This window comes from Cryobacterium sp. PAMC25264, from assembly GCF_019443325.1.
Classification (GTDB): domain Bacteria; phylum Actinomycetota; class Actinomycetes; order Actinomycetales; family Microbacteriaceae; genus Cryobacterium.
This window is the reverse complement of sequence record NZ_CP080383.1, coordinates 357,985-380,674: the sequence shown is the minus strand read 5'-3', so window position 1 is coordinate 380,674 and position 22,690 is coordinate 357,985. Positions and strand designations below refer to the sequence as shown.

At 62.7% G+C, this 22,690-nt stretch carries 21 protein-coding genes and 1 pseudogene; 10 read left to right on the top strand and 12 right to left on the bottom strand.

What is annotated here, in order from left to right:
• Nucleotides 1–187 precede the first annotated feature (187 nt).
• A complete protein-coding gene (locus KY500_RS01720) occupies nucleotides 188–1,339 on the top strand; it encodes an ROK family transcriptional regulator (protein WP_219902091.1) in 1,152 nt (383 codons plus the stop codon).
• On the opposite strand, the gene KY500_RS01715 is transcribed toward KY500_RS01720, so the two are convergent.
• The 9 genes from KY500_RS01715 to KY500_RS01675 all read right to left on the bottom strand — a co-directional run bounded on the left by KY500_RS01715 (nucleotide 1,294) and on the right by KY500_RS01675 (nucleotide 12,201).
• A complete protein-coding gene (locus tag KY500_RS01715; protein ID WP_219902090.1) occupies nucleotides 1,294–2,748 on the bottom strand; it encodes a four-carbon acid sugar kinase family protein in 1,455 nt (484 codons plus the stop codon). The two genes, KY500_RS01720 and KY500_RS01715, sit on opposite strands and share 46 nt — an antisense overlap.
• Nucleotides 2,748–3,764 carry a 4-hydroxythreonine-4-phosphate dehydrogenase PdxA gene (locus KY500_RS01710; RefSeq protein ID WP_255579706.1) on the bottom strand — a complete coding sequence of 339 codons (1,017 nt, stop codon included), beginning with the start codon at nucleotides 3,762–3,764 and terminating at the stop codon, nucleotides 2,748–2,750. The genes KY500_RS01715 and KY500_RS01710 overlap by 1 nt, the downstream gene beginning before the upstream one ends.
• Before the next feature lie 135 nt (nucleotides 3,765–3,899).
• Nucleotides 3,900–4,331, bottom strand: coding sequence for a phosphotransferase (locus tag KY500_RS19690; protein ID WP_219902089.1), 432 nt, complete (start codon nucleotides 4,329–4,331; stop codon nucleotides 3,900–3,902).
• A gap of 16 nt (nucleotides 4,332–4,347) precedes the next feature.
• Nucleotides 4,348–5,076: a response regulator gene (locus KY500_RS01700; RefSeq protein ID WP_219902088.1), complete on the bottom strand. Its 729-nt coding sequence runs from the start codon at nucleotides 5,074–5,076 to the stop codon at nucleotides 4,348–4,350.
• Nucleotides 5,073–7,631 (bottom strand): ATP-binding protein, encoded by a 2,559-nt coding sequence (locus KY500_RS01695; RefSeq protein ID WP_219902087.1) that lies wholly within the window; start codon nucleotides 7,629–7,631, stop codon nucleotides 5,073–5,075. Before KY500_RS01695 ends, KY500_RS01700 begins: the two co-directional genes overlap by 4 nt.
• A gap of 2 nt (nucleotides 7,632–7,633) precedes the next feature.
• Nucleotides 7,634–8,242: a potassium-transporting ATPase subunit KdpC gene (gene kdpC / locus KY500_RS01690; protein WP_219902086.1), complete on the bottom strand. Its 609-nt coding sequence runs from the start codon at nucleotides 8,240–8,242 to the stop codon at nucleotides 7,634–7,636.
• A 33-nt stretch (nucleotides 8,243–8,275) separates the two neighbouring features.
• Nucleotides 8,276–10,435: a potassium-transporting ATPase subunit KdpB gene (gene kdpB, locus KY500_RS01685; RefSeq protein ID WP_219902085.1), complete on the bottom strand. Its 2,160-nt coding sequence runs from the start codon at nucleotides 10,433–10,435 to the stop codon at nucleotides 8,276–8,278.
• Nucleotides 10,436–10,437: 2 nt separating this feature from the next.
• Nucleotides 10,438–12,111, bottom strand: coding sequence for a potassium-transporting ATPase subunit KdpA (kdpA, locus tag KY500_RS01680; RefSeq protein ID WP_219902084.1), 1,674 nt, complete (start codon nucleotides 12,109–12,111; stop codon nucleotides 10,438–10,440).
• Nucleotides 12,112–12,201: a potassium-transporting ATPase subunit F gene (locus tag KY500_RS01675; protein ID WP_219902083.1), complete on the bottom strand. Its 90-nt coding sequence runs from the start codon at nucleotides 12,199–12,201 to the stop codon at nucleotides 12,112–12,114.
• 467 nt (nucleotides 12,202–12,668) lie between these two features.
• Between KY500_RS01675 and KY500_RS01670 the strand changes: the two genes are divergently transcribed.
• Genes KY500_RS01670 through KY500_RS01660 form a run of 3 tightly spaced genes read left to right on the top strand, consistent with a single transcriptional unit; the run spans nucleotide 12,669 to nucleotide 14,429 of the window.
• Nucleotides 12,669–13,253: a hypothetical protein gene (locus KY500_RS01670; protein ID WP_219902082.1), complete on the top strand. Its 585-nt coding sequence runs from the start codon at nucleotides 12,669–12,671 to the stop codon at nucleotides 13,251–13,253.
• A gap of 40 nt (nucleotides 13,254–13,293) precedes the next feature.
• Nucleotides 13,294–13,866 (top strand): hypothetical protein, encoded by a 573-nt coding sequence (locus KY500_RS01665; protein WP_219902081.1) that lies wholly within the window; start codon nucleotides 13,294–13,296, stop codon nucleotides 13,864–13,866.
• Nucleotides 13,863–14,429, top strand: coding sequence for a hypothetical protein (locus KY500_RS01660; protein ID WP_219902080.1), 567 nt, complete (start codon nucleotides 13,863–13,865; stop codon nucleotides 14,427–14,429). Before KY500_RS01665 ends, KY500_RS01660 begins: the two co-directional genes overlap by 4 nt.
• 39 nt (nucleotides 14,430–14,468) lie before the next feature.
• Here the strand turns inward: KY500_RS01660 and KY500_RS19685 are convergent, their stop codons facing one another.
• Nucleotides 14,469–15,026 (bottom strand): DUF6611 family protein, encoded by a 558-nt coding sequence (locus tag KY500_RS19685; protein WP_370626920.1) that lies wholly within the window; start codon nucleotides 15,024–15,026, stop codon nucleotides 14,469–14,471.
• A gap of 289 nt (nucleotides 15,027–15,315) precedes the next feature.
• Here KY500_RS19685 and KY500_RS01650 point away from each other — a divergent pair, with 289 nt between their 5' ends.
• Both KY500_RS01650 and KY500_RS01645 read left to right on the top strand, forming a co-directional pair.
• Complete coding sequence (locus tag KY500_RS01650) at nucleotides 15,316–15,669, top strand: helix-turn-helix transcriptional regulator (RefSeq protein ID WP_219902078.1); 354 nt, start codon at nucleotides 15,316–15,318, stop codon at nucleotides 15,667–15,669.
• Nucleotides 15,666–16,367, top strand: a complete 702-nt coding sequence (locus tag KY500_RS01645) for a cation transporter (RefSeq protein WP_219902077.1) — start codon at nucleotides 15,666–15,668, stop codon at nucleotides 16,365–16,367. Before KY500_RS01650 ends, KY500_RS01645 begins: the two co-directional genes overlap by 4 nt.
• A gap of 4 nt (nucleotides 16,368–16,371) precedes the next feature.
• Here KY500_RS01645 and KY500_RS01640 read toward each other — a convergent pair.
• Nucleotides 16,372–16,824, bottom strand: a pseudogene (locus KY500_RS01640) (IS21 family transposase); the annotation flags it as partial.
• A 693-nt stretch (nucleotides 16,825–17,517) separates the two neighbouring features.
• Nucleotides 17,518–18,662 (bottom strand): IS3 family transposase gene (locus tag KY500_RS01635; RefSeq protein ID WP_219902076.1). Its coding sequence is split into 2 segments (ribosomal slippage): nucleotides 17,518–18,383 and nucleotides 18,383–18,662, totalling 1,146 coding nucleotides; the frame shifts between segments, so codons are not numbered across the junction.
• Nucleotides 18,663–19,023: 361 nt separating this feature from the next.
• Between KY500_RS01635 and KY500_RS01630 the strand changes: the two genes are divergently transcribed.
• The 4 genes from KY500_RS01630 to KY500_RS01615 all read left to right on the top strand — a co-directional run bounded on the left by KY500_RS01630 (nucleotide 19,024) and on the right by KY500_RS01615 (nucleotide 22,399).
• Nucleotides 19,024–20,184: a S1 family peptidase gene (locus KY500_RS01630; protein ID WP_219902075.1), complete on the top strand. Its 1,161-nt coding sequence runs from the start codon at nucleotides 19,024–19,026 to the stop codon at nucleotides 20,182–20,184.
• Complete coding sequence (locus KY500_RS01625) at nucleotides 20,184–20,684, top strand: hypothetical protein (protein WP_219902074.1); 501 nt, start codon at nucleotides 20,184–20,186, stop codon at nucleotides 20,682–20,684. The genes KY500_RS01630 and KY500_RS01625 overlap by 1 nt, the downstream gene beginning before the upstream one ends.
• A gap of 353 nt (nucleotides 20,685–21,037) precedes the next feature.
• On the top strand, nucleotides 21,038–21,595 hold the full coding sequence (locus KY500_RS01620) for a YciI family protein (RefSeq protein ID WP_219902073.1): 558 nt from the start codon (nucleotides 21,038–21,040) through the stop codon (nucleotides 21,593–21,595).
• A gap of 222 nt (nucleotides 21,596–21,817) precedes the next feature.
• Complete coding sequence (locus KY500_RS01615; RefSeq protein WP_219902072.1) at nucleotides 21,818–22,399, top strand: recombinase family protein; 582 nt, start codon at nucleotides 21,818–21,820, stop codon at nucleotides 22,397–22,399.
• Nucleotides 22,400–22,690 lie beyond the last annotated feature (291 nt).

The following is a 22,690-nucleotide window of genomic DNA, read 5'->3' as shown; positions in this document are numbered from 1 at the left end:
ATAGAAAACACTTGGCGTCAAGTCATTCTCGAACGAAGCTCACTTGCCCGTGATTACGACGCCGGGCGCGGTGAGTGCTCAATAGAATATTTTTGGAAGCAAAAGCAGTGTCGTCAGAGCTTAGGATTTCGGCCTAAGCATAATTGGGGTGTGAAACGTGAGTGTCAGAGAAGTCGCTCCAGGAACGATGGCCATCGAGTCAGCCAGATCTGCCGCCAGGGAAGTGGTCAAGAACGGCCCGCTGTCGCGCAGCGAGGTGGCCCGCCGGCTGAACCTCTCCCCTGCCAGCCTCACGCGGCTGGCCAAACCGCTTGTGGACTCTGGCCTGCTCGTTGAGGGCGAACCGCAGGCCGACCCTGTGCACGGTCGCATCGCGCGGCCGCTGGACGTGTCGGGAGAGCTTCGTTTTCTCGGGGTCAAGGTGAATGTCGACGCCCTCTACGCGGTGGTCACCAACGCCCGCGCCGAGATCGTGGCGCGCGCGAGTAGCCCGTTGGCGTCGACGACACCCGATGCGGTGACCGACGGCATCGTGGCGATATCCCAGTCGCTGTTGGGAGATGTCTGTCGCTCAGAACGTATCGGCGTCGCGCTCGGTGGGCACTCTCTCGACGGCAGGATGGTGAATGTCTCCCGGTCGCTCGACTGGCACGATGTCGCCCTGACCGAGGCCGTAGCGGCGCGCACCGACCTCCGTACGGTGGTTGAGAACGACGTGCTCGCACTCACCCAGGCACAGCTCTGGTTCGGCATGGGCCGGGGACACAGCGACTTCGCCCTCATCACTGTCGGCGTGGGAGTGGGCTGCTCGCTCGTCATCCACGACAGCGTGGTACGCCGCGAGCACCCGAATGCTCCCACGGTGGGGCACTTCGTGATCGACCGCACCGGCCCCATTTGCGCCGACGGCCACCGGGGCTGCGCGATGGCTTACCTCTCGTCCGGCAGCATCTGCCAGTCCGTGTCGATCGGTCTGGGCAGGGTCGTGACCTACGACGAGGTGCTCGCGCTCGCGGCGAGCGGCGATCCCGTGGCCGCCCGGGTGGTGCAGGAGTCGGCGACGGCATTGGGCCGGCTGATCTCGTCGGTGTCGATGCTCACCGGAATCCAGGACGTGTTGCTTTCCGGCGAGGGCATCGGGCTGGCTACAACGGCCCCCGACTCCGTCGCCGCGGGTATCGACAGCGACCGCCCGGGCTGGGCGTTACCGATCGCAACGCGCATTGAGCCGATGGACTTCTACGAGTGGGCCAGAGGCGGCGCCGTCGTCGCGATTCAGGACTACCTCGACACCTACCCGATTGAATTCGCCCCGGCGCGAAAGGCCGCGATCGCCTGAGTGAGCGCGTCATCGCCGCCCACATTGCCGGGGAAGACGGCGTATGGCGTGGCCGCGACGCCGTCAAGGCCGGCGTCACCGGACTGCCAGACCGAGACCATGCCGGGCAGGAGCGAGCCCAGAATGGTGGCCCGACGCAGTCCCACGGCGGCGGTGGCGAGATCGCTGGAGGTGATGCCGCCCTTGCCGATGAGGAATGCCGGCCGGGCCCGTCTGAGCACCTCCCGGGTGATTGTCACCAGCGCCTCGGAGACGGCCCGCGCGATGCGGAGGCTGTCGGCGCCGTCGGCGCCGTCCACCCGTTCCCGCGAGGTGGAGATCACGACGTCGCCATCGGCGAGGGCCTCCACGGCGCTCTGCACCATTTCACCCAGAACGGCGGCGGGGTCTGAGCCCCGCACCAGGGCCGGAACGTCAATGACGACCTGGTGCACGTGCGCGTCGTTGGCTACGAGATGTGCCAGCTGGCGGCTGCTCAGCGGCACGTGAGAGCCCACCACGACCAGGCCGTGCCTAGTGGCGGGGCGCGCCCGGGCGACGGCGGCTGCCACCGCGGCCGACGTGAGCGGCGCCTGCCGCTCCTGGGCCAGCCGGGGACGGAGCAGTCCGGGACTGGACCTGTAGAGCAGCCGCCGCCCGCGCGCCTCGGCTCGCATCGCGGCGAGGGCGATTCCGCGCAGGTCGTTCTCGTCAGCGGCGTCGATGACAACGTGCCGGCCGCCGCTCACCCGAACGATCAATTCGACCAGCTCGAGCGGGTCCCCGCGCACCTTGGCCAGGGTGATCTGGTCGACGTCGTGCGCCGGCCGGGTACCGTGCGACCGTTCCTCGGTGAACTCGCGCAGGTCGCTCGAGGTGTACCCGAACGTCGCGTCCGCGGCGAAGCTGGACTCGCCTGCCGGGAGCCAGGCGCCGCCATCGAAGATCCAGTGCATGGAGTCGACCGTCACCCGGCGGGCATCCGGAAAGGCCGGCACGACCACGACCACGTCAACGCTGCCCCAGCCCACGCGGGCCAACGTGCCACAGGCTTCGTCGATTTCGTCGATGTGGTGACCCCGCAGGGTCGAGTCACCGCGGCTGATGACGGCGTACGGCCGGCCGGCGGCCGCGGTGTGCACGGACTCGAGCACGCTCGCATTGAGAGCCCGCGCGTCGGGTGCCGAGAGGCTGCGCGAGTTGGTGAGCACACAAAAGCCGGTGCCGGGCTGCTCGAACGCCCAGTGGAGGTCACCTGCCTCCCAGCGAGTAAGGATCGGGAGGTCCGTGACGGTTTGCGTGCCCGTCGGGTCGTCGTCGAGCACCACGATCGTGGGGCCCGCCTCCGCGGCGCGGCGCAACTCTTCTTGGTCGACGGACCGTGATCGTGGCGCGGCGGCAAGCGCGGCTTCCAGGCCGAGGCCCGCCATCAGGCGGTGAGCGTGGTCGCCGTGGCAGCCAGCGAGCGGGCGAGGAAGTAGGCGTTGCGGGTGGAGGTGACGGATGCAGTGCCCGCGCCGACGCGGTCGAAGGCGGTTCCGTGCGCCGGCGTGCAGACGGCAATGCCGATTCCACCTTCTACAGTCACGCCGCCATCGAAGCCGATCATCTTCATCGCAATCTGGCCCTGATCGTGGTACATCGTCACGACACCGTCGAAGTCGCCGTCGCGGGCGCGGAGAAAGAGGGTGTCGGCAGGGAACGGTCCCACAGCGTCGATGCCGGCCTCGCGGGCCAGAGCGACGCCGGGCCTGATCTCGTCGATCTCCTCGCGGCCGAACTTACCGCCTTCGCCGCCATGCGGGTTGAGCGCGCACACGGCGATCCGTGGGCGCGGCACGCCGGATCCGACGAGGTAGGCGCTGAGCAGGCTCGCTGCCCCAAGCACCCGGGCCGCTGTGATCTGAGCCGGGGCATCCCGGTGCGAAACATGCGAGGTCACGCGGGAGGTCCAGAGGCCGTTGATCGCATTCAGCTCCGACACCACTCCGGTGACGCCGAGGCGCTTCTCGAACCAGCGCAGCTCGTCGTTCTCGTGCATACCGGCTTGGTGCAGTGAGGATTTGTTCAGCGGCGCGAAAACTATCGCATCCACGTCACCACGTTCGTGGGCCGCCAGTGCGAGTTCAAGGTTGTGCAGCGCCCAACGGCCCCCCTCTTCAGAGGCCACCGCCACCGGCATGTTCCCAAAGCCGGCACCGTTGTCGACAATGGTGATGTGCTCGGCTCCGTCGACGGCGGCACGGTCGGCACCGGCACCGGCCTGGTCGAAGCCCCGGTCAAGCTCGGGTCCGGTGGTGTAGACGGAGACATACTGGCTCGGATCGGCCGCGAGTTCGGTCAGCAGCCGGGCAACGAGCTCGGGTCCGATCCCCGCGGGATCGCCGGTCGTGATGGCCACGCGCACGGGCATCGAACGGTCGGTGAGAGGGGAGCTGGGCGTCATTACCGTGTCTTCCGTCGGGGCCGATGCGAGGCGTCGGCCTTGTGTTAAATCACGATATCATTTCCATCACGGAAACCATACGCAACTCGAGCAACAAAACCGCTGCCACTCGTGTTCTTCAGCCGGGTGAATGCTTTATGCGCGAAACGCTTCTGACCGTTGGTGCAGGTTACTTAGATCGAGTTGTGTGTGGATGCGTTGGCCGACGAGCTCGAGCACATCGTTGATCGTGCCGCCCCATCCGTAGGACTGGAGAAACGTCTCTAGACGATCACGGCGTTTTCCGAACGCAGCAAATCCTTCGTCCACGACGACCTGCCGTGCGTGGAGCTGCACCCAGGAGAATGCGACCCAAGCGCGATCAGCGGCGGGCGTAGTTGGACCAGCCATGTCCCAGTCAACGAACCCTACAAGCCCATTTTCATCCCAAACCGCGTTGTACGGCGCCGCGTCGTTGTGCCCAATGATTTGGCCGGGCTCCCAAGCCAGACCCTCACGCCACCGTGAGCCAGGGGGCGGGACGAAGTCTGCGACCGCCGAGTGGTAACGCCTGAGCCAGTCGCCCACGTCCAGCAGCGCCTCGTCACTGTGCGTCCACGTTGGCCACGGGCGGATGCTCCCGACGGCGGTCCGGCATGAACCGGTATCCCATCCCTGGCTCAGTTAGCAGGTAGCGCGGTCGGCTGGGATCGGGCTCGATTTTTTTTCGTAGCTGTGCGACATAGAGGCGAAGGTAGCCAGTGTCAGTGATGTGTTCGGACCCCCAGATCTCGGTCAGGAGACTCTGACGGGTGACGAGCTTTCCTGCATTCTGGACAAGTACTTCCAGGACTTGCCATTCCGTCGGCGTGAGCCGAACGAGTTGGGTGCTATCTGGTGTGTCTCTGGTGACGGTTTTGGCCGCGAGATTAATCTCGATTTTTGCGATGCGCGTGATGGGTGCGGCTTCTTGGTTCGGAACCCGTCTCGTCAGAGCGCGTATTCGCGCGAGGAGTTCATCGATCGAAAATGGTTTCGTGACGTAGTCATCTGCGCCAGCATCGAGGGCTTCAACTTTTTCTGCGGCACCGGTTCGTCCGGAAACAACAAGAATGGGCGATTGAGTCCAGCCGCGGAGTCCTTGGATGACTTGGATGCCATCGAGTTCGGGCATACCGAGATCGAGCATGAAGATGTCGGGGCGTTGCGCAATGGCTTCGTTTAGTGCTTCCGCACCGTTCACCGCAGTAATTATTTCGTAGCCGCGTGCCCCGAGGGTGATTCGCAGTGCGCGAAGTATCTGTGGATCGTCATCGGCAATAAGGATCTTCATATGCTCTCCTGGGCCGCAGTCGCAGCGGGTTCCGTTTTGATGTGCGAGTAATTCTTTTCTGACGCTGAGTCCGTGCCGTCGGGGTGCACCGCGGGCAGGGAGACAACCATCGTTAGTCCGCCGCCGGGCGTAGTCTCGGTTTCCAGGGTGCCGCCCATTCCTTCGGTAAAGCCCTTGGCTAAAGCGAGCCCCAGGCCCAGGCCCGTGAGGTTGTCCGTGTCACCGAGCCGTTGGAACGGAACGAAGATATCGTCGCGCCGTTCGGGGGCGATACCGGGCCCATGGTCGATGACACGGATTTCGACGGTGCCACCAAAGCTGCTGGTGGAGATGCGCACTCGTGTGCCGGGCGGGGCGAAGCGGGAAGCGTTCGCGAGTAGATTCACCACCACTCGTTGGAGCAGTCCCTGGTCGGCGATGAGGGAGGGCAGATTCGGGTCCAGGTCAAGCTCGACAGCTTGCGGTCCTAGCTTCAGCTCATCCAGTGACGGCAGGATCACGTCCCCCGCATCGAGAACGTCGAGGGAAATGCCGAGAACGCCGGCTTCGACTCGGCTAACGTCAAGGAGATCGGTCACAAGTACCGCGAGAGTTTGCAGACTCTCGTCTGCGGTGGCGATAAGTTCGTCACGATCGCTCGTGGACCAGGAAACGTCGGTTGAGCGTAATCCGCTGATCGCGGCGGTGGCCGCGGCGAGTGGGCGGCGTAGGTCGTGACCGACGGCGGTGAGCAGGGCACTGCGCACCCGGTCGGTTTCGGCTAGTGGCCCGATCTCGTTGGCGGTCGCGGTAAGGGCAGAATGCTCCATGGCAGCATCGATCTGGGCGGCGATCACCGCGAGCAGCCGTCGTTCTGATGCCTGCAAGTCGCCCCCATGAAGTTCAAGGGTGGCACGGGTCCCCACTGGCACTGTGGTGAAGTGTGCGGGTTCGGTGGGTTCTCCGTCCCCGACGAGAATTTGCCCGTCGACGAGCAGCCGTACCCCGGTGAGGTTGAACGCTTCCCGAGTGCGGCTGATCAACGCTTGGAGGGCGCTTTGGCCCCGGAGGACGCTCCCGGAGATGGTGGCGAGCAGTTCGGACTCCGCTGCGGAGCGTTTCGCTGCTCGGGTGCGGCGAGCGGCTTGATCGACAACGTAGCTGACCAGGGCAGCGTTGAGCACGTACAGTACGAGCGCAAACAGATGCAGTGGCTCATCGACGGTGATGGTGTAGATGGGTTCGACGAAGAAGAAATCGAGAGTGAGGCCCGAGAGGAAAGCCGCAAAAAGGGCGGGCCAGATCCCACCGATCAGGGCGACGAGGACGACCAGGAGCTGGTAGGTGAGGACATCGCTGGTGATCGATTCCGGGCTTCGGAACGACGCGAGTAGCCAGGTCACCAGTGGGCCGCCGAGCAGGGCGAGAACAAAACCCAGGATGCGTCGTTTCATGGTGACTGCGCCGACGAGTCGAGGAAGCGCGAAGCGGCCTCCGGCGGCGGCGTGCGTGACGATGTGCACATCGATGTTGCCGGATTCGCGAATCACGGTGGACCCGATTCCGGGACCGGTGAGCGCGGCCATCAGGCGGCTTCTCCGGCTAACTCCTATGACAAGTTGTGTGGCGTTGGCGCCCTTGGCGAATTCGACCAGAGAGTGGGGAATATCGTCACCGACGACCTGGTGGTAGGTTCCGCCGAGGGTCTCGACGAGGGTTCGCTGGTGTCCAAGCGCGCCCGGGTGCGCGGATCTAAGCCCGTTTTGGCTGGTGACATGTACCGCGAGGAGCTCCCCGCCTGCGGAGCGGGCAGCGATTCGTGCGCCGCGTCGGATGAGGGTTTCTCCCTCAGGACCACCGGTGAGTGCGATGACCACTCGTTCTCGGGCTTCCCATTTGCTATCGATTCCATGCTCGGCACGGTATGACTTCAACGCGGTATCGACCTCATCCGCCAGCCAGAGCAGGGCGAGTTCTCGCAGCGCGGTGAGGTTGCCCAAGCGGAAGTAGTTCGACAAAGCCGCGTCGATGCGTTCGGCTGGGTAAACACGGCCATCGGCTAAGCGTCCACGTAACGCTTGGGGGGCGAGGTCTACGACTTCGATCTGGTCGGCAGCGCGGAGTACTTCGTCTGGGACGGTTTCGCGTTGCGGTGCACCGGTGATTTGTTGCACGACGTCGTTGAGAGATTCGATGTGCTGAATGTTGATTGTCGACATCACGTCGATTCCCGCAGCCAGCAGGGATTCCACGTCCTGCCACCGTTTGTCGTGTTCGGAGCCGGGTGCGTTCGTGTGCGCCAGCTCGTCAACCAAGGCAATGTCGGGTTTCCGCAGGATCACCGCAGCAAGATCCATCTCGGTCAGTTCGACGCCGCGGTGCAGGATCGTCATGCGTGGGATGACCTCGAGGCCGTCGGCCATGGCGGCCGTGGCGGCGCGGCCGTGGGTTTCCACGACCGCGACCACCACGTCTTGGCCTTCACCGAGGAGACGTTTGCCCTCCTCGAGCATCGTGTAGGTTTTCCCGACGCCGGGGGCGGCACCGAGCAGCACTCGTAGCCGCCCTCGTTTCATCGCTAAGCCTGCAGGGCTTCGAGAGCGATGTTTAGCTGCAGCACGTTCACTGTCGGCTCGCCGAGGTAGCCCAGGTCTCGGGCCTGAATGTGCTCCTCGACCAGTGCGCGAACGTCATCCGCGGAGAGATCCCGTGCCGCTGCGATCCGGTCGACCTGGAGTAGGGCATACTCCGGGCTGATGTGCGGGTCCAGACCGGATGATGACGCCGTGAGGGCATCCGCGGGGATGTCGTCAGGGCTGACGCCGTTGAACTCGGCGATCTGCGCCTTGCGTTCCTTGATCGCGGCGATCAGGTCAGCGTTCTCTGGCCCGTAGTTAGATCCGCTGGAGGCACCGGCGTCGTAGCCGTCTCCGGCAGCCGATGGGCGGGGCTGGAACCATTCGGGAAGCGGGTTCCCTTCGGCGTCGGAGAAGGACTGCCCGATCAGGGCAGATCCCACGGGGTCACCGTCCACGGTTTCGATGGATCCGTTTGCCTGGGCCGGGAGGGCGACCTGCCCGATCCCGGTGACGACGAGCGGGTAGGCCACTCCGAGGGCGACGGTCAAGACGAGCATGGCGCGGAGGGCGACCCAGTAATGCGCGATACCCGAGCGTGGTGCGCTCATAATGAGATCTTCTTTCTGATATGGAGCACGGGTTTAGAAGCCGGGAAGCAAGCCGACGATAATATCGATCAGCTTGATTCCGATGAAGGGCGCGATGACGCCGCCGACGCCGTAAACGAGGAGGTTGCGGCTGAGGATCTTGGACGCACTCAGCGGACGGTACTTCACCCCGCGCAGAGCCAACGGGATCAAGACGACGATGACGATGGCGTTGAAGATGATCGCTGAGAGCACGGCCGAGGATGGGGAATGCAAACCCATGATGTTCAGCACTGCCAGGCCGGGGAAGACCCCCATGAACATGGCGGGGATGATGGCGAAGTACTTGGCGATGTCGTTGGCGATGGAGAACGTGGTGAGCGCCCCACGGGTGATCAACAGCTGCTTTCCGATTCTCACGATGTCAATCAACTTGCTCGGGTCCGAGTCAAGGTCGACCATGTTGCCGGCTTCTTTTGCGGCTGAGGTTCCCGTGTTCATCGCCACGCCGACGTCCGCCTGCGCGAGCGCTGGGGCGTCGTTAGTGCCGTCACCGGTCATGGCGACAAGGTTGCCGCCCTGCTGTTCGCGGCGGATCAGAGCGAGCTTGTCTTCAGGGGTGGCCTCGGCGAGGAAGTCGTCCACGCCCGCTTCGGCTGCGATCGCTTTAGCTGTCAGCGGGTTATCGCCGGTGATCATCACCGTGCGAATGCCCATAGCGCGCATCTCGGCGAAGCGTTCCTTCAGGCCCTCCTTGACGATGTCTTTGAGGTGAACGACACCGAGAATACGGCCTTCGCCGGTGGCGGACTTCACCGCAACGACGAGCGGGGTGCCACCGCTGTTGGCGATGCGCTCCACGTGGTCGTCCAGATCAGCCAGGACGGAACTGGCCACCCGGCCATCCTGTTCGATCCAGGCGATGACGGCGGAGCCGGCGCCCTTGCGGATCTGGGTACCGTCGGGCTGATCGAGTCCGCTCATCCGAGTTTGTGCGGTGAAGGGGACGATGTCACCGGGCGCGAATTCGCCCACGTGGATCCCTTCTACCCCGGCCAGGTCGACCACCGACTTACCTTCCGGTGTCGGGTCAGCCAGCGAAGAGAGTGCAGCCGTGCGGATGAGCTCGTCGGCGTGGACTCCCTCGAGGGTGACGAATTCGGATGCGCGCCGGTTGCCGTAGGTGATGGTTCCGGTCTTGTCCAGCAGCAGCGTCGTGACGTCGCCTGCGGCTTCAACGGCGCGCCCGGACATGGCCAGAACGTTGTGCTGCACGAGCCGGTCCATTCCTGCGATGCCGATCGCGGAAAGCAGCGCGCCGATGGTGGTGGGGATCAGACAGACCAAAAGGGCGACCAAGACCGGGAGGCTGACTGTCGCCGCAGAGTACGACGCGATCGGATTCAGGGTCAGCGTGACGATGACGAAGATGATCGTGAGGCTGGCCAGGAGAATGTTCAGGGCGATCTCGTTGGGTGTCTTCTGGCGGGACGCGCCTTCGACAAGGCCAATCATCCTGTCCACGAATGTCTCGCCAGGCTTGCTGGTGATCTTCACAATGATGCGGTCGGAAAGCACCCTTGTGCCTCCGGTCACGGCGCTGCGGTCACCACCGGATTCGCGAACCACCGGAGCAGATTCGCCGGTGATGGCTGATTCGTCGACCGAGGCGATTCCCCAGATGATGTCGCCATCGCCCGGTATCAGATCGCCGGCGACGACGACAACCACGTCCCCGAGCTGCAGATCCGCGGAGGACACCTCCCGGGTGGGCGTTGTCGTTGCGGCGGGATCACCATGGGGGTTGTACCCAGTGACCGTGTGGGCGGTCGTGCTGGTGCGGGTCTTGCGCAGGCTGTCTGCCTGCGCCTTGCCGCGACCCTCGGCGACGGACTCGGCCAGATTGGCGAAGAGCACGGTCAGCCACAGCCACACGGCGATGCCCCAGGTGAAGGACGCCGGCACGGCGGAACCGCCCGAGGATTCCGGGCCGCCCAGGAATGGTTCGGCGACGGCGAGCACCGTCGTGAACGCTGCACCAACCTCCACGATAAACATGACGGGGTTGCGCCACATCTGGCGAGGATCGAGCTTTCTAAATGCTCCGGGTACGGCAGCGATCATTTGCTCGGCGCTGAAGGCGCTTTGCGATCTCGGGGCGCGTATGGCGTCAGGTGTGTGCGGCGCCGTAGTGGTTGTGGTTGTGGTGGACATAGTTACTGCAGCCCTTCCGCTAGGGGACCCAGCGCGAGTACGGGGAAATATGTGAGAGCAGTGATGATCAGCGTCACGCCGATAAGAAGACCCACGAACTGGGGCCGGTGCGTGGGCAGAGTTCCTGCGGTCGCCGGCACTTTGTCCTGGGAGGCGAGGGAACCGGCCAAGGCGAGCACCAACACGATCGGGATGAACCGGCCGAGAAGCATCGCAACACCGAGGGCTGTATTCAGCCAGGGAGTGTTCGCGGTGAGCCCGGCGAATGCAGATCCGTTGTTGTTGGCCGCGGAGGTGAATGCGTAAAGCACCTCGGAGAGCCCATGGATGCCGGGGTTCCAGATCGACGTTGATTCCACGTCTGCCCGCACTGCGGGGATCGCGAAACTCAATGCTGTGCCCATCAGCACGATGGTGGGAACAACCAGGATGTAGAGGCTTGCGAGTTTGATCTCTTTCGGCCCGATCTTCTTACCCAGGTACTCGGGAGTACGGCCGACCAGCAGTCCGCCGACGAAGACCGCGATGATCGCTAGGACCAGCATCCCGTAAAGGCCAGAGCCAACGCCGCCTGGGGCGACCTCGCCGAGCATCATGTTGAGCATCGGCATCATTCCACCGAGTGCAGTGTTGGAGTCGTGCATCGAGTTGACCGCACCTGTCGACGTCAGGGTGCTCGTTGAGGTGAACAGGGTGGAAGCGAAGATGCCGAACCGTTGTTCCTTACCCTCCATAGCACCACCGGCAAGCTCCGGCGCTGTTCCGGCACCGTTGAGCTCAAGCAGGGTGAGGGCGGTGAATGAGGCAATGTAGATCGATGCCATGACGGCGAGGATCGCGTAGCCCTGTTTATGGTTGCCGACCATGCGACCGAAAGTGCGCGGGAGGGCGAACGGGATCATCAGCATCAAGACGTTCTGAACCAGGCTCGTCCAGGCGTTGGGGTTCTCGAAGGGGTGTGACGCGTTGGCGTTGAAGAAACCGCCACCGTTAGTGCCGAGGTTCTTAATGACTTCCTGCGACGCGACCGGGCCACCGGGCACGTTTTGCAACCCGCCGCTGAGGGTGGTGATCTCAGTGAAACCGTTGAAGTTCTGGATCACTCCGCTCACGATCAGGACCAGGGCCCCGCCTACAGCCAGAGGCAAGAGCAGCCGCACGATCCCGCGGGTCAGGTCGACCCAGAAGTTTCCGATGGTAGACGACTCTCGTTTCGTGAAACCGCGGATCAGCGCAACGGCGATCGTGATACCCACAGCCGCGGAGACAAAGTTCTGCACCGCCAAGCCGGCCATCTGTACGGTGTAGCCCATCGTCACATCGGGCGAGTACGACTGCCAGTTCGTGTTCGTTACAAACGATGCTGCGGTGTTGAACGACAGCCCTTCCGGAACCGCAGGGAGTCCTAAAGAGTAAGGAAGGACGGTTTGGATGCGCTGCAGGAGATACACGAGAAGCACGCCTACGACAGAGAACGCGAGAACACCGCGAAGGTATGACTTCCACGTCTGTTCGACGCTGGAATCCACCCCGATGACGCGATAGAAGCCGCGTTCAACTCTCAGGTCTTTTCTGGAGGTATAGATGCGGGCCATGTAGTCGCCCAGGGGACGATAGAGCAGGGCGAGTATGAGTACCAGGGTCGCTACCTGGAGAATCGCGAAGAAAACGTCCATCTAGAATCGCTCCGGTTTCACGAGGGCGACCACGAGGTACACCACAGCGGCAACGGCCAACGCCGCGGCAAGCAGGTCAAAGAAGTTCACAGCTTCTCGACCCCCCAGCCGATGACGCCGACAAGCGCGAACACGGCGATGACGCCGAGCACGTAACAATGTCAAGCACAAGTAACTCCATCTGGAGAAGGACCACACGACCCGAGAGCGGGACATGGATGCCGCAGCGGCACGACATCCGATTAGACACCTCCGGTCCCGGCGAAATCCCAGCCCTAACAGAATCCAAACGGCGAATCGCCCGAACCTAACGGGATCCCTACACCCCTTCTCATCCCACGCTGATTGGCCTCGCCCAGTACCCCGGTTCGCGCGTGGACGCAACCGCGCTCGGCCGCCCCGTAACGGTTCCGTTCGATTCAGTGAGAAAACCGCATGCGTTCCGTTAGAGAGAGAGTTTTCCCGTCAACGAGCCCGTAGGACTGAACTATGACAACACCTGACAGCAGCACATCGGAGCCTCTTAAACCGAGCGACCGACGCACGGCCGCGCGTTCATGACTCTCACCGCGATCATGCCCTCCCTCCGCCGCTCGATCTCCGACCCCCTCAGCATCGATGCGTGGCCGGAGTCCTCTCAAGTCACCACAACCGACGTCATCGTGTGCGGTGTCTCGATGACCCGGCTCGTCGAGGTGTGTCAGACACCCTGTGTGCACACCGCAGCCGCTGTCATCCCCGGTACGCACGGGCGCAGATCGCCCTACCAGGACGCCGCCGTGGTCGTTGTGCAAGTCACTGCGGTGATGAAGAACTTCGATGCGGCACGGGTTGTCCTCATCGATGCGTGCCTGGATGCCGTCAACGCCACCTGGCGAGAGACCCGACTCATCGGGCGGGCCTCCACAGTCAAGAGCACCGAAGCTATTCTGCTCTCCGGCGAATCCCATGAAACGCCCAGCATCGGGCGCGCCGTGATGGAACTGCCCGACGATCTCCGCGAAGGCGACCTGCTCGCCATCCCGTGCACCGGGGTCGTCGCACTCCGGGACATCCGTGCTCGACCAGCGGTACTGACCAACACTTGTGTAGACCTCGAAGACATCGCCGCTGAACTCACCTGGTTAGAGCAGCTCGCGTGACCCATCCCACAATCCACCACAAAACCATGGAGGAGCACTCATGACTCTCATGTCCAGCATCCTGGCCAGGTCAACCCTGACGCACCGACCAGCCGACGCCGGCTGCTGGCCGGATGGAACCGTTCACACTAAGGACGACCTCATCATCAATGGGGTCCCTCTACTGGGCACCAGCCACGACCAGACTCCCGCGGTACGAATCGGCACGGCACCCGACGCCGGCGAGCGGCACTCGACGTCGCCACGACGATTCATCACCGTTCTGCTGACCCGGGTGGAGGAGACAGGTTTTACCGATTCACACCGGCGCCTCGTCGTGTGGGTCGACGCCGAGCTGGAGCGTTGCCGCCCGATCCTGTCCGCCGCCCGCGTGGTCGGTCGCCGCAGTGTCGCCCACCTCAAGCGCATGCAACTGCGGCCCCGTCCCAAGGAGGATATGCAGTGGGTCTGGCTGCCGGCCGATGTCGTTGTCGGTGATTTGATCGCCGTACCGTGTGAAGGTGCCGTCCCTCTCAGCGACGTCCGTCGCCACGTCAGCTTTCCGGGTCATCTCAAGGATGAGTGGCCCGACGAGCCGGATGATCTCCCGTTCAGCCACGCGTGCTTGAAATGAGCCTCAACGCCGAGCTGGAGATGCCGCCGGTCACCGCGCCGACGATCGTCCTCCGTGGCGACACAATGGCTGCTCTTCACACCTTGTCACAGCTGCCAAACGTGCTCGCGTCCCGTCCGCAACCCGGGCGCCCCTTCCGGCGGCGAGCAATCCGGGCGGTGGCGACAGGGATCGATACCAGCGCAGATGCCGCGCTCACGGCCCGAGGGCTAAAGTCCCGTCTGCGACGAGAGATCCTGTCTACCCAGCGACAATGCGAGTGGTTGCCCCACCTCAAGCACGTCATCTTCGTAATCGCCGAGCCACCGCACCTGCATGAGAGCGCGGTGCTCGACATCGCCGACGGGTTTGCCGAACGCACCCACGCGCACCTAGAACGGGTCTGCGGAGCCTACGTGACCGTCACGGTGCTGCTCGTCGCGGACTGCGCCCAACCTGGGCTACTCGCAGAACGCATCAACCAGCGTGCTTCGCTCAGCCCCTTCGACCCGTACCTGGTATTGCCCTGGCGGGACGTAGCCGAACAACAAATTCAGCAGACAGCTGCCGCCACCTACTGCTAATTCCCCAGCCACCAGCTTCGTCCCTCCTGGAACTGGTGGCTACTTGACGGTTCGGGCCGGGGCCAGGTGATGCTCGGCATTCGAGTAGATGGCAGACCACACCATCTCGTGTTCCGCCGGCGTTGACAGTCCTTCCTCCAGCGCATGGTCCGCGGTCGCCAGTGTCGCGGCCAGGGACGCCAAGTATCTACATTCGCGGGTGTGGCGGGAATCGGGCACAAGGGTGGATCTGGCCGCCGTCAGCTCGATGACCTGTTTCCGGACCGGGCCAGCCCCACGGACCACGGCCACAGCCCCGAGCGCATAAAACGCGGTGGAGCCGGTCAGGATGACAAGTATTGAGGCGCCGGCCTCAGCCATCATCATGAACGCGCCCAGAACGCACACGAGGCCCAGTATCGGCCAGCCGCGCCAGAGCCGCACCCATCGCCGTTGTCTCGCCGATATCCCAGGCGGGTAAACCACGAGCCTGTAGGCGACGCTGCCGTACCGCCCCACCGCGACGGTGTAACTTCCCCACCGACATCGCCCATCAACGACCGGGGAGAGCCACCGGTTGAGCAAGATTCCCGAACTGACCGTTCGCGCACTATTCACCTCACCAGCGTCCTCCCGAAGCCTCACCGCTCGAGAGCTCTACACAGAACGCATGCGCCGTATCCGATGATCTATACGCTTTCCCTACGCCGCGAGTCAGCGCCGAAGGGGTACGACGGGTTCAGCTGACGTGAACGTGGGGTTGACTATGTCAAGTTATTTGGGACCCACCCGGGCAATCTAAGCGGGACCCACTTCGGTTGTTTCGGGGTGTCTGGGACAGTTTAGGCCGGACCCACTCGCCGTCGGCGCCGTTGCGATTGGTCAGTAGGCGATGTAACGTCAGTGGATGCTGACTATTGCTTCGCGGGTGGACGTGATGAACCGTTTGGGCAGGGCGATGGCCGACCCGTCAAGATCCAGAATCCTGCTCTCGCTGCTGGATGGCCCTGGATATCCGGGCGTTCTGGCGCGCGAGTTGGAGTTGACGCGATCGAACGTGTCCAATCATCTGTCCTGCCTGCGAGGCTGCGGGATCGTGGCAGCCGTTCCCGAGGGCCGCTCGACCCGGTATGAGATCGCGGATCCGCATGTGACCCGTGCGCTTGTCGCTTTGGTAGACGTTGTTCTCGCGGTCGATGACGGAGCTGAGTGCCTGGATGAGGCGTGCGATGTGCCGCTGTGTTGCGGGAGTGGCGCATGAGCGACCCAGTGCCGGGACGTGTCGACGAGGTCCAACAAGACGAGATCCGGCAGGCGCGGAAGCTGCAGTTGCGGCGGAGGATCAGGTGGATCGTCGCGGCGACGATTGCCTATAACGTCGTCGAGGCCATCATCGCAATCTCGGCCGGAAGCGCCGCATCATCGGCTGCTCTGATCGGATTCGGTCTGGACTCCATCGTCGAGGTTCTCTCCGCGGCCGCTGTGGCATGGCAGTTCGCTGCCCCCGACCCCGAGAAGCGCGAAAAGACGGCCCTCCGAATCATTGCCTGGTCGTTTTTCGCCCTCGCCGTCTATGTGACCATCGACGCAGGATTGTCGTTGCTCGGTGTGCGAGAGGCAGATCACAGCTCGGTCGGAGTCGTCTTGGCTGCGGTCAGCCTGGCGGTAATGCCGTTCCTGAGTTTTGCGGAACGACGTGCCGGCCGGGAACTGGGCTCGGCGTCCGCGATTGCGGATTCGAAGCAAACCTTGATCTGCTCCTATCTCTCTGCCGCCCTCCTCGTCGGATTGCTGCTGAACATCCTGTTCGGGTGGGCGTGGGCGGACTCGGTCGCGGCGCTGGTGATCGTGGTCTTCGCCGCCCGCGAAGGCCTCGAGGCCTGGCGCGGAGAGGCTTGCAAAATCCCGGTGTCGGCGTTGACTGGTGAGCGTGAGGTCGAGCACGACGACTGCTGTTGAGCGTCACCCCAGCCAACACCACCCAAACCTCACCGAAATCGACCTCCGCCTCCGCGCCTGGGGCGTGCTCTTGCGGGATGAATACCTCTGGCAGCCTGCCCGCCTCGACATCGATCTCCGGGCGGCGTCGACGGACGTAGTCACGGACCGTCGAATATGACAGCTCCGCCGCGGCGTGCTCCTCGGCCAGACGAGCGAAGACCCGCCTTGCGGTGTGGTGCTGCTTGCGAGGGGTATCCAGGTCTTAGCGAAGCATCTCGTCGATCGCCGCCTTGAACACGTCCAACCGAGGCGCCGTCCGGACCCGCGGTTTCCGGGCCGGCGGTTCCGCCTGCATAAGGGCCTGCCGCACCGTCGGTCGTCCCACGCCGTGTCTTCGAGCCAGCTCCCTGAACGAGAGGCCCTCCACGCGCGCATCCCACCGGATCCGCGCAAACAACTCCACCCGAGACTCCATCCGAAACCTCCACCCTGAGCAACGAAAACACGTTGCGGCAACGGTGAAGGTGGGTCCGGCCTAAATTGCCCCAGCTACCCCGAAACAGCCGAAGTGGGTCCCGCTTAGATCGCCCTGGTGGTTACCACTAAAGCCGCCATAGCCACACGGTGGCTCTTCACGTTAACGAAGCAACGCTCAAGAGCGGGAAACCACACCACTCACAGGGACGTGACCAATGGGACTCGGCGAAGGTTGGCCGGGTCCCATTGCTCTGGGCTTCTATCCGTCAGATCGCGAGACAGCGAACGGGTGATTCGGACAGTCAACTTTTGACTCTGAAGCATCTCAGAAAGGTAAAGCTTTCTAGGACACTCAGTCGAACTTCCGCAGCTCTAATCCCAGCCGCGAAGTTTCGGGCGGTCCGGTGTGTGATTGTTGGCGCTTTGTGGCGGCGTTCTGTGATTGTTTTGTGGCGCAGTACAGCTAGGCCACTGGCGAGAATCCTCACCATCGGGTGAGCGCACTGACCATTCACAGGTACCGGCGCCGTAGTGCCACCTGGCGGAAGTGCCGCGGCGTTGAGATCGTGCGACGTTGACGCAGTTGTCGTCGAGGGTGAAGAACCGTCTACGTCGGAGGGGAATTCGTGGGTGCGCAGGTTCTGGGGGCCGGGACTGCCCCGAGTTCAGTTGACTCAAAGGGTTAGTGGTTTCAGGCGGCTTTGAGGGCCACGTTTATTGTCTCAAACTCGATCGGGGTGAGCTTACCGAGGCGGCGTTGGCGGCGCTTGCGGTGGTAGGTCCGCTCGATCCAGACCACCATCGCGAGCCGCAGTTCCTCCCGGGTTGACCACCGCTGACGGTCCAGGACGTTCTTCTGCAGCAGGGCGAAGAACGACTCCATCGCGGCGTTGTCGCCGCACGCGCCGACGCGGCCCATCGACCCGGTGATGCCGTTGTTCTTCAGCACCCGGATGAAGGCGTTGGACCGGAATTGAGACCCGCGATCGGAATGCAAAATCGTGCCGTCGATGGTGCGCTGGCCGATCGCGTTCCGGGCGGCTGCGACGGCCAGGGACGCCTTCATCCTCGAGTCGATCGAGTAGCCAACGATCTTGTTCGAGTAGACGTCTTTGATCGCGCAGAGGTAGATCTTGCCCTCGTCGGTGCGGTGCTCGGTGATGTCGGTGAGCCAGAGCTGGTTCGGGCGTGTCGCGGTGAATTTCCGTTTGACGTGGTCGTCGTGGACGGGAGGGCCGGCCTTGCGGGTGAGGCCGCGTTTCTTCGCGAACACGGACCAGAGCCGTTGCTGCGAGCACAGCCGCCAGACCCGGTTCTCACCCGCGGTGAGGCCGGCCTGGCCGAGCTCGTCGGAGATGAACCGGTAGCCGAACGCGGGGTCGTCTCGGTGGATATCCCAGGCGGCGTTGGTGAGGTGGGCGTCGTCCCAGTCGCGCTGGGAGATGGGGTCGCGCTTCCATTGGTAGAACGCTTGTTTGGAGAAGCGCAAAACCCGGCAGGTCACCGTGACGGGGACACCGTCGACGGCCAGTTCACGGACCAGCGGGTAGATCATTTTGGGTTGACGTCCCGGGAAAGATAGGCGACGGCCCGGCGCATGACCTCGGCTTCCTGCTCGAGGAGCCGGATGCGCTTCTTCGCATCCCGCAGTTCGGCGGATTCCTTCTCGGTCACGCCCGGCTTGACGCCTTCCTCGACGTCGGCTTTCTTCAGCCAGTTCGCCAGGCAGGACTCCGAGATCCCGAAGTCCTTCGCGATCTGATTCAGCGGCGCTTCGTGCTTCCGGGCGACCGCGACAACATCGCGTCGGAACTCCGGTGGGTAGGGCTTGGGCATGATGACATCCTTCCAGCGAAGACGAATCTCCACAGGTTAGGAGTCAACCAAACCGGGGGCAGTCCCGCCATCACCAAGGCGTATGGCCGCCTAACCTGCGAAAAGCGGGAGCCGCTCGACGCCCTTCGGGGAGCCGTCCTAAAATCGAGAGCTGTGCACGCATGCGCGGAACAAGCCACGACTCGAAGGTGGGGGTTAGTTTTGGCTTTTGTGTTCGTTGATGCTGGGTATAGACGATTGTCGCCTATCCGTTAGGTGGGATACGTGGACATTCGCCGCTGATACTGCCAAGCTGCCCCCAAATGCAACATTTGGGGGGAAAGTGAAGTCAAGGGTCACAAGTTTTATAGTTACTGCAGCAATGGTTTTAGCAGTTCCGCTGGTGGGAATTCCGGTCGTTCAGTCTCCCGCCGCTGCCGCGTCGCAATCCGCGAGCGTGCATACCGAAGAGTCGAAGGGTGAATCAGCAGGTCTGGACGTCGAAGACGAGGTTGGAATCTGGCAATCAGATTTCAACGTAGCAACCACCGAGCTCGCGGTAGCCTTTCCTGAGGATTTCGCCGAAGCAGTAATTAACGATGATTCCGTATCAGGTTGGATCGGTTTCAGGTCGGCTACGCCGGAGGGCGCCATGCCTCTCCTGGACAAGCTAACGAGTGTGACCATCCAGGAGAACATGGGGTATTCGGCCGTTGAAGTTGATACCTCAGCATCGGACCTCCTGAGGCAAGCCGAGACCTTCCGGGGTGGCTTCGACCAGGTGGTTGTGTTCCGGGAAGGCGCAACTCAGACTTTTGAAATTCGATTCGGTTCCGAATCGGGCAACGAAGCTGGCAATGAAGCGTCGAGAGGCGTGCAGGTAGAAGAGTCGCTGACGGCTGATGAAATCCTGCCTCCGAATTTTGGTGTCAACGTTGAATCTTCCAATGAGGACTTGATCTCCACTGAAGCTTCTAACGGCGGCCTGTCGCTTGGCGGATGCACGACTGCGTTTCCGATCAAGAGAAACGGGGGTGCGGAGTTAGGACTGCTCACGGCAGGACATTGTCCAGGAACCGGGACTTATGACGGTGTCGCCAATGCCTTCAACAGCCCCTATCCCGGATCGCTGCTAACCACCGACGTGGGCAATGGCGGTGACTTCCGTTGGAACTGGAGCAAGTACATGCTCTCAGGCAGAACGTATATCGGCGGCACTACCCGCGCATTTACCCAGGCCGCTAACGCCGCTACCGGCACTTCGATTTGCGTGTATGGAAGAAACACGGATGACTGCACCAAGGTGGTCGCTAAACAGGATGTGTATTACAGCGCCTGGATTCCGGATGGAAATGCCTACTATCGAGTCGGCCCACTGCGCGGGACGGCAGAGCACATCACCGAACCAGGCGACAGCGGTGGCCCTTGGTATCGCTATCAGGTGGCCTACGGTATCCACTCGGGGGCGGTTGACGGAGGATCTGTCTTCAGCACCCTGCCGAACGCTCTCAACCGACTTGGTGTCAGCCTATGGGTCGGATAATGCAGAAGGCCTGTAATGCGGCGGCGATACTTGCGGTCGCAGTCGTCTTGGCCGGCTGCAGCTCGGCTGCGCCAGACCTTGACAGCACTGATCCTGGTACTGACCAAGCGAGTACTAATCCTGCTACTGACCAAGTCACTACAGTCACTTCAGGGACCGTCCTTCCTGAAGGCAAGCCGTACGACATTGAAGGCCGTGTCGGGGTCGCCGGAGGATGCGTCGTCATCATCGATTCTGAGACGGAGACGTCACGCCTCGCTGTGTGGCCAGTTGGCACGCAGCTGGCGGACACGCAACCCAACGTTGTGAGACTGGCGAACGGTGAGGTGAACATTGGTGAATCGATCGAGCCGTCTCGCGGCTACATTATGCCGAGCGACGAACTTGAGGCGCTGCTGCTCGTGGAGGGCAACTCCATAAGCGGGTGGAAAGAATGCGAATCAGCCGGCGATGAGGTTGTCGTTCTGTCTTACGTGAAGGATTTTGCACAGCAGGAGTAGATCTTCGGACGCTAACCGTAAGAAGGCAAAGGACCAATGGTTCAAGGCCCGCCGCGACAGCGGCGGGCCTTGAACGTCCCTCGGCAGCTCGACCGTTCCTGAAAGGATCAGAGCCTTCACGCGGGACCTCGTGACCGACTTGCCCGCTATCGCTTTTTCCAAGCCGGGCCACAGCGAGTTAGACCGGATCAGAGTCCTCGTCTTCATGCGGTGAGCGCCTCGGAAAACTAAAGCTTTCCAAGGCACTCGACCCGTGTAGGGAGCCTCGAAAGTGGCCACGGACCGGGCTGCGCAGCACGCAGCCCGGGCCTCCGGTGACCCGGACAGCTCACCCCCAATCGAGTTTGAGATGATTGAACCAGCCGCTCACGCGGCTTGAAAACAACAAACCCTGCGGTTCAATCAATCCGACAGCAGTCCCATCAACGCTCTACCTCAGCGGCGCCCTCGAATCCAGGCTTGGCAGGGCTCTCATCTTCTGCGGCATCACCGCCATCGTCGGAGTCGCCGTGGGATGGCTCGTCACCCACCTCTACGACCGCACCACGTCCAATCCGCACACTGACCAGAATCACCGAAGGAAAATCATGACCCTCTACATCGCCACCTTCACGCACCCTGACAAGGAAGGATGGGCCGAACATCTCGACGCTCACGTGCAATACCTAATGAAGCTCCTCCACGACGGCAAGCTCCGCGCATCCGGACCGCTCATCGGCACCGAGCAGAAGCAAGCCATCCTCGTTCTCGTCGCGCAAGACCGTCACGAAGCCGAGCAAATCGTCGCCGACGACCCCTACGACATCCACGGTCAGATCAGCGACCTCACCATTGTTGAGTGGGACCCCATCTTCGGAAGCTTCAACGCTGACTCCAGCAGACCGGACCACCGCCTGACACCAGACCACTGAGTTGAACGTACAGGCCCCACCCACAATCATGGCCAGCACCCCTCAGCCGAATAACTTGGTCTCATCAAAGGTTCCTTTGACGAGAACAAGCCCCACTCCCCCACCACCCCGAATATTTACGGCGTGTCAACCTCCCAACCTGTCTCAACAACGTGTCTCACGCTGAGATTCTCAAGAACACGTCAACACGTCCTTTGACGAGATAGCGGAAAGACGAGCGACATGACGAGACTTGGGTATGCCCGGGTGAGCACGGCAGACCAGAACACCGAGATGCAAATCCGGGAACTTGAAGCCGCCGGCTGCGAACGCATCTACCGCGACCAGGGGGTCAGCGGGACCACGACAAGTCGTCCCGACTTGGACAAAATGCTCGAGCGCCTCAGCCGAGGCGACGAAGTTGTCGTGTGGAAGCTCGACCGGCTCGGACGCAACACCCGCCACCTCCTGGAACTGCTGGACGGCTTCACCGAGCGCGGCATCAAGTTCCGCTCCCTGCGTGACGGCATCGTTACCGACCCGGACAGCGAACTCGGCGGCGCCATGGCCCGGGCCATGGTCACCATCATCTCCGCGTTCGCACAGCTGGAACGCGACCAACTTTCCGAACGCACCCGCGCTGGCATGGCCGTGGCGGCCTCCCACGGGCGGAAAGCCGGACGGCGCGAAGTCACCGCCGATCATGGCAACGTCAAACGCGCCCGTGACCTGAAGGCACAAGGCCTGAAACCAGCTGACATTGGGAAGATCATCGGCACCAGCCGTGCCACCGTCTACCGCTACCTCAGCATGAGAACCGACTGACAACGCCACGGGAGGCACTTATCGGACGAACTGGCGCGAAGCCCTCGGGAACACCACCTCGGTGACATCTCAAGCGGACCAACCGATTTTGGGTGTCGCAGAACTAACGACGGATACCTGAAATCAGCCCCCAACTTACGAGACATAGTTGAGAGAATCATCGTCCCGCGCAGCGCCGCAACATAATGCAACGCCGGTACGGCGGCGATGAGACGTCTTGTCTCCCTAGGGTTTCGAGACATAATCACCGCCGTTGTTTGCCCTTACGAATACATCTACAAAGTAGACGGC

What these genes read in the sequence shown, in the direction of transcription:
- kdpB (WP_219902085.1), bottom strand. Translation starts at nt 10,435, where the DNA reads ATGTCCACCACAACCACAACCACTACGGCGCCGCACACACCTGACGCC.
- KY500_RS01660 (WP_219902080.1), top strand. Translation starts at nt 13,863, where the DNA reads ATGAGCCTCAACGCCGAGCTGGAGATGCCGCCGGTCACCGCGCCGACG.
- KY500_RS01695 (WP_219902087.1), bottom strand. Translation starts at nt 7,631, where the DNA reads ATGAAACGAGGGCGGCTACGAGTGCTGCTCGGTGCCGCCCCCGGCGTC.
- KY500_RS01720 (WP_219902091.1), top strand. Translation starts at nt 188, where the DNA reads ATGGCCATCGAGTCAGCCAGATCTGCCGCCAGGGAAGTGGTCAAGAAC.
- kdpA (WP_219902084.1), bottom strand. Translation starts at nt 12,111, where the DNA reads ATGGACGTTTTCTTCGCGATTCTCCAGGTAGCGACCCTGGTACTCATA.
- kdpC (WP_219902086.1), bottom strand. Translation starts at nt 8,242, where the DNA reads ATGAGCGCACCACGCTCGGGTATCGCGCATTACTGGGTCGCCCTCCGC.
- KY500_RS01665 (WP_219902081.1), top strand. Translation starts at nt 13,294, where the DNA reads ATGACTCTCATGTCCAGCATCCTGGCCAGGTCAACCCTGACGCACCGA.
- KY500_RS01645 (WP_219902077.1), top strand. Translation starts at nt 15,666, where the DNA reads ATGAGCGACCCAGTGCCGGGACGTGTCGACGAGGTCCAACAAGACGAG.
- KY500_RS01630 (WP_219902075.1), top strand. Translation starts at nt 19,024, where the DNA reads ATGGTTTTAGCAGTTCCGCTGGTGGGAATTCCGGTCGTTCAGTCTCCC.
- KY500_RS01710 (WP_255579706.1), bottom strand. Translation starts at nt 3,764, where the DNA reads ATGACGCCCAGCTCCCCTCTCACCGACCGTTCGATGCCCGTGCGCGTG.
- KY500_RS01625 (WP_219902074.1), top strand. Translation starts at nt 20,184, where the DNA reads ATGCAGAAGGCCTGTAATGCGGCGGCGATACTTGCGGTCGCAGTCGTC.
- KY500_RS01615 (WP_219902072.1), top strand. Translation starts at nt 21,818, where the DNA reads ATGACGAGACTTGGGTATGCCCGGGTGAGCACGGCAGACCAGAACACC.
- KY500_RS01670 (WP_219902082.1), top strand. Translation starts at nt 12,669, where the DNA reads ATGACTCTCACCGCGATCATGCCCTCCCTCCGCCGCTCGATCTCCGAC.
- KY500_RS01650 (WP_219902078.1), top strand. Translation starts at nt 15,316, where the DNA reads ATGCTGACTATTGCTTCGCGGGTGGACGTGATGAACCGTTTGGGCAGG.
- KY500_RS01715 (WP_219902090.1), bottom strand. Translation starts at nt 2,748, where the DNA reads ATGGCGGGCCTCGGCCTGGAAGCCGCGCTTGCCGCCGCGCCACGATCA.
- KY500_RS01700 (WP_219902088.1), bottom strand. Translation starts at nt 5,076, where the DNA reads ATGAAGATCCTTATTGCCGATGACGATCCACAGATACTTCGCGCACTG.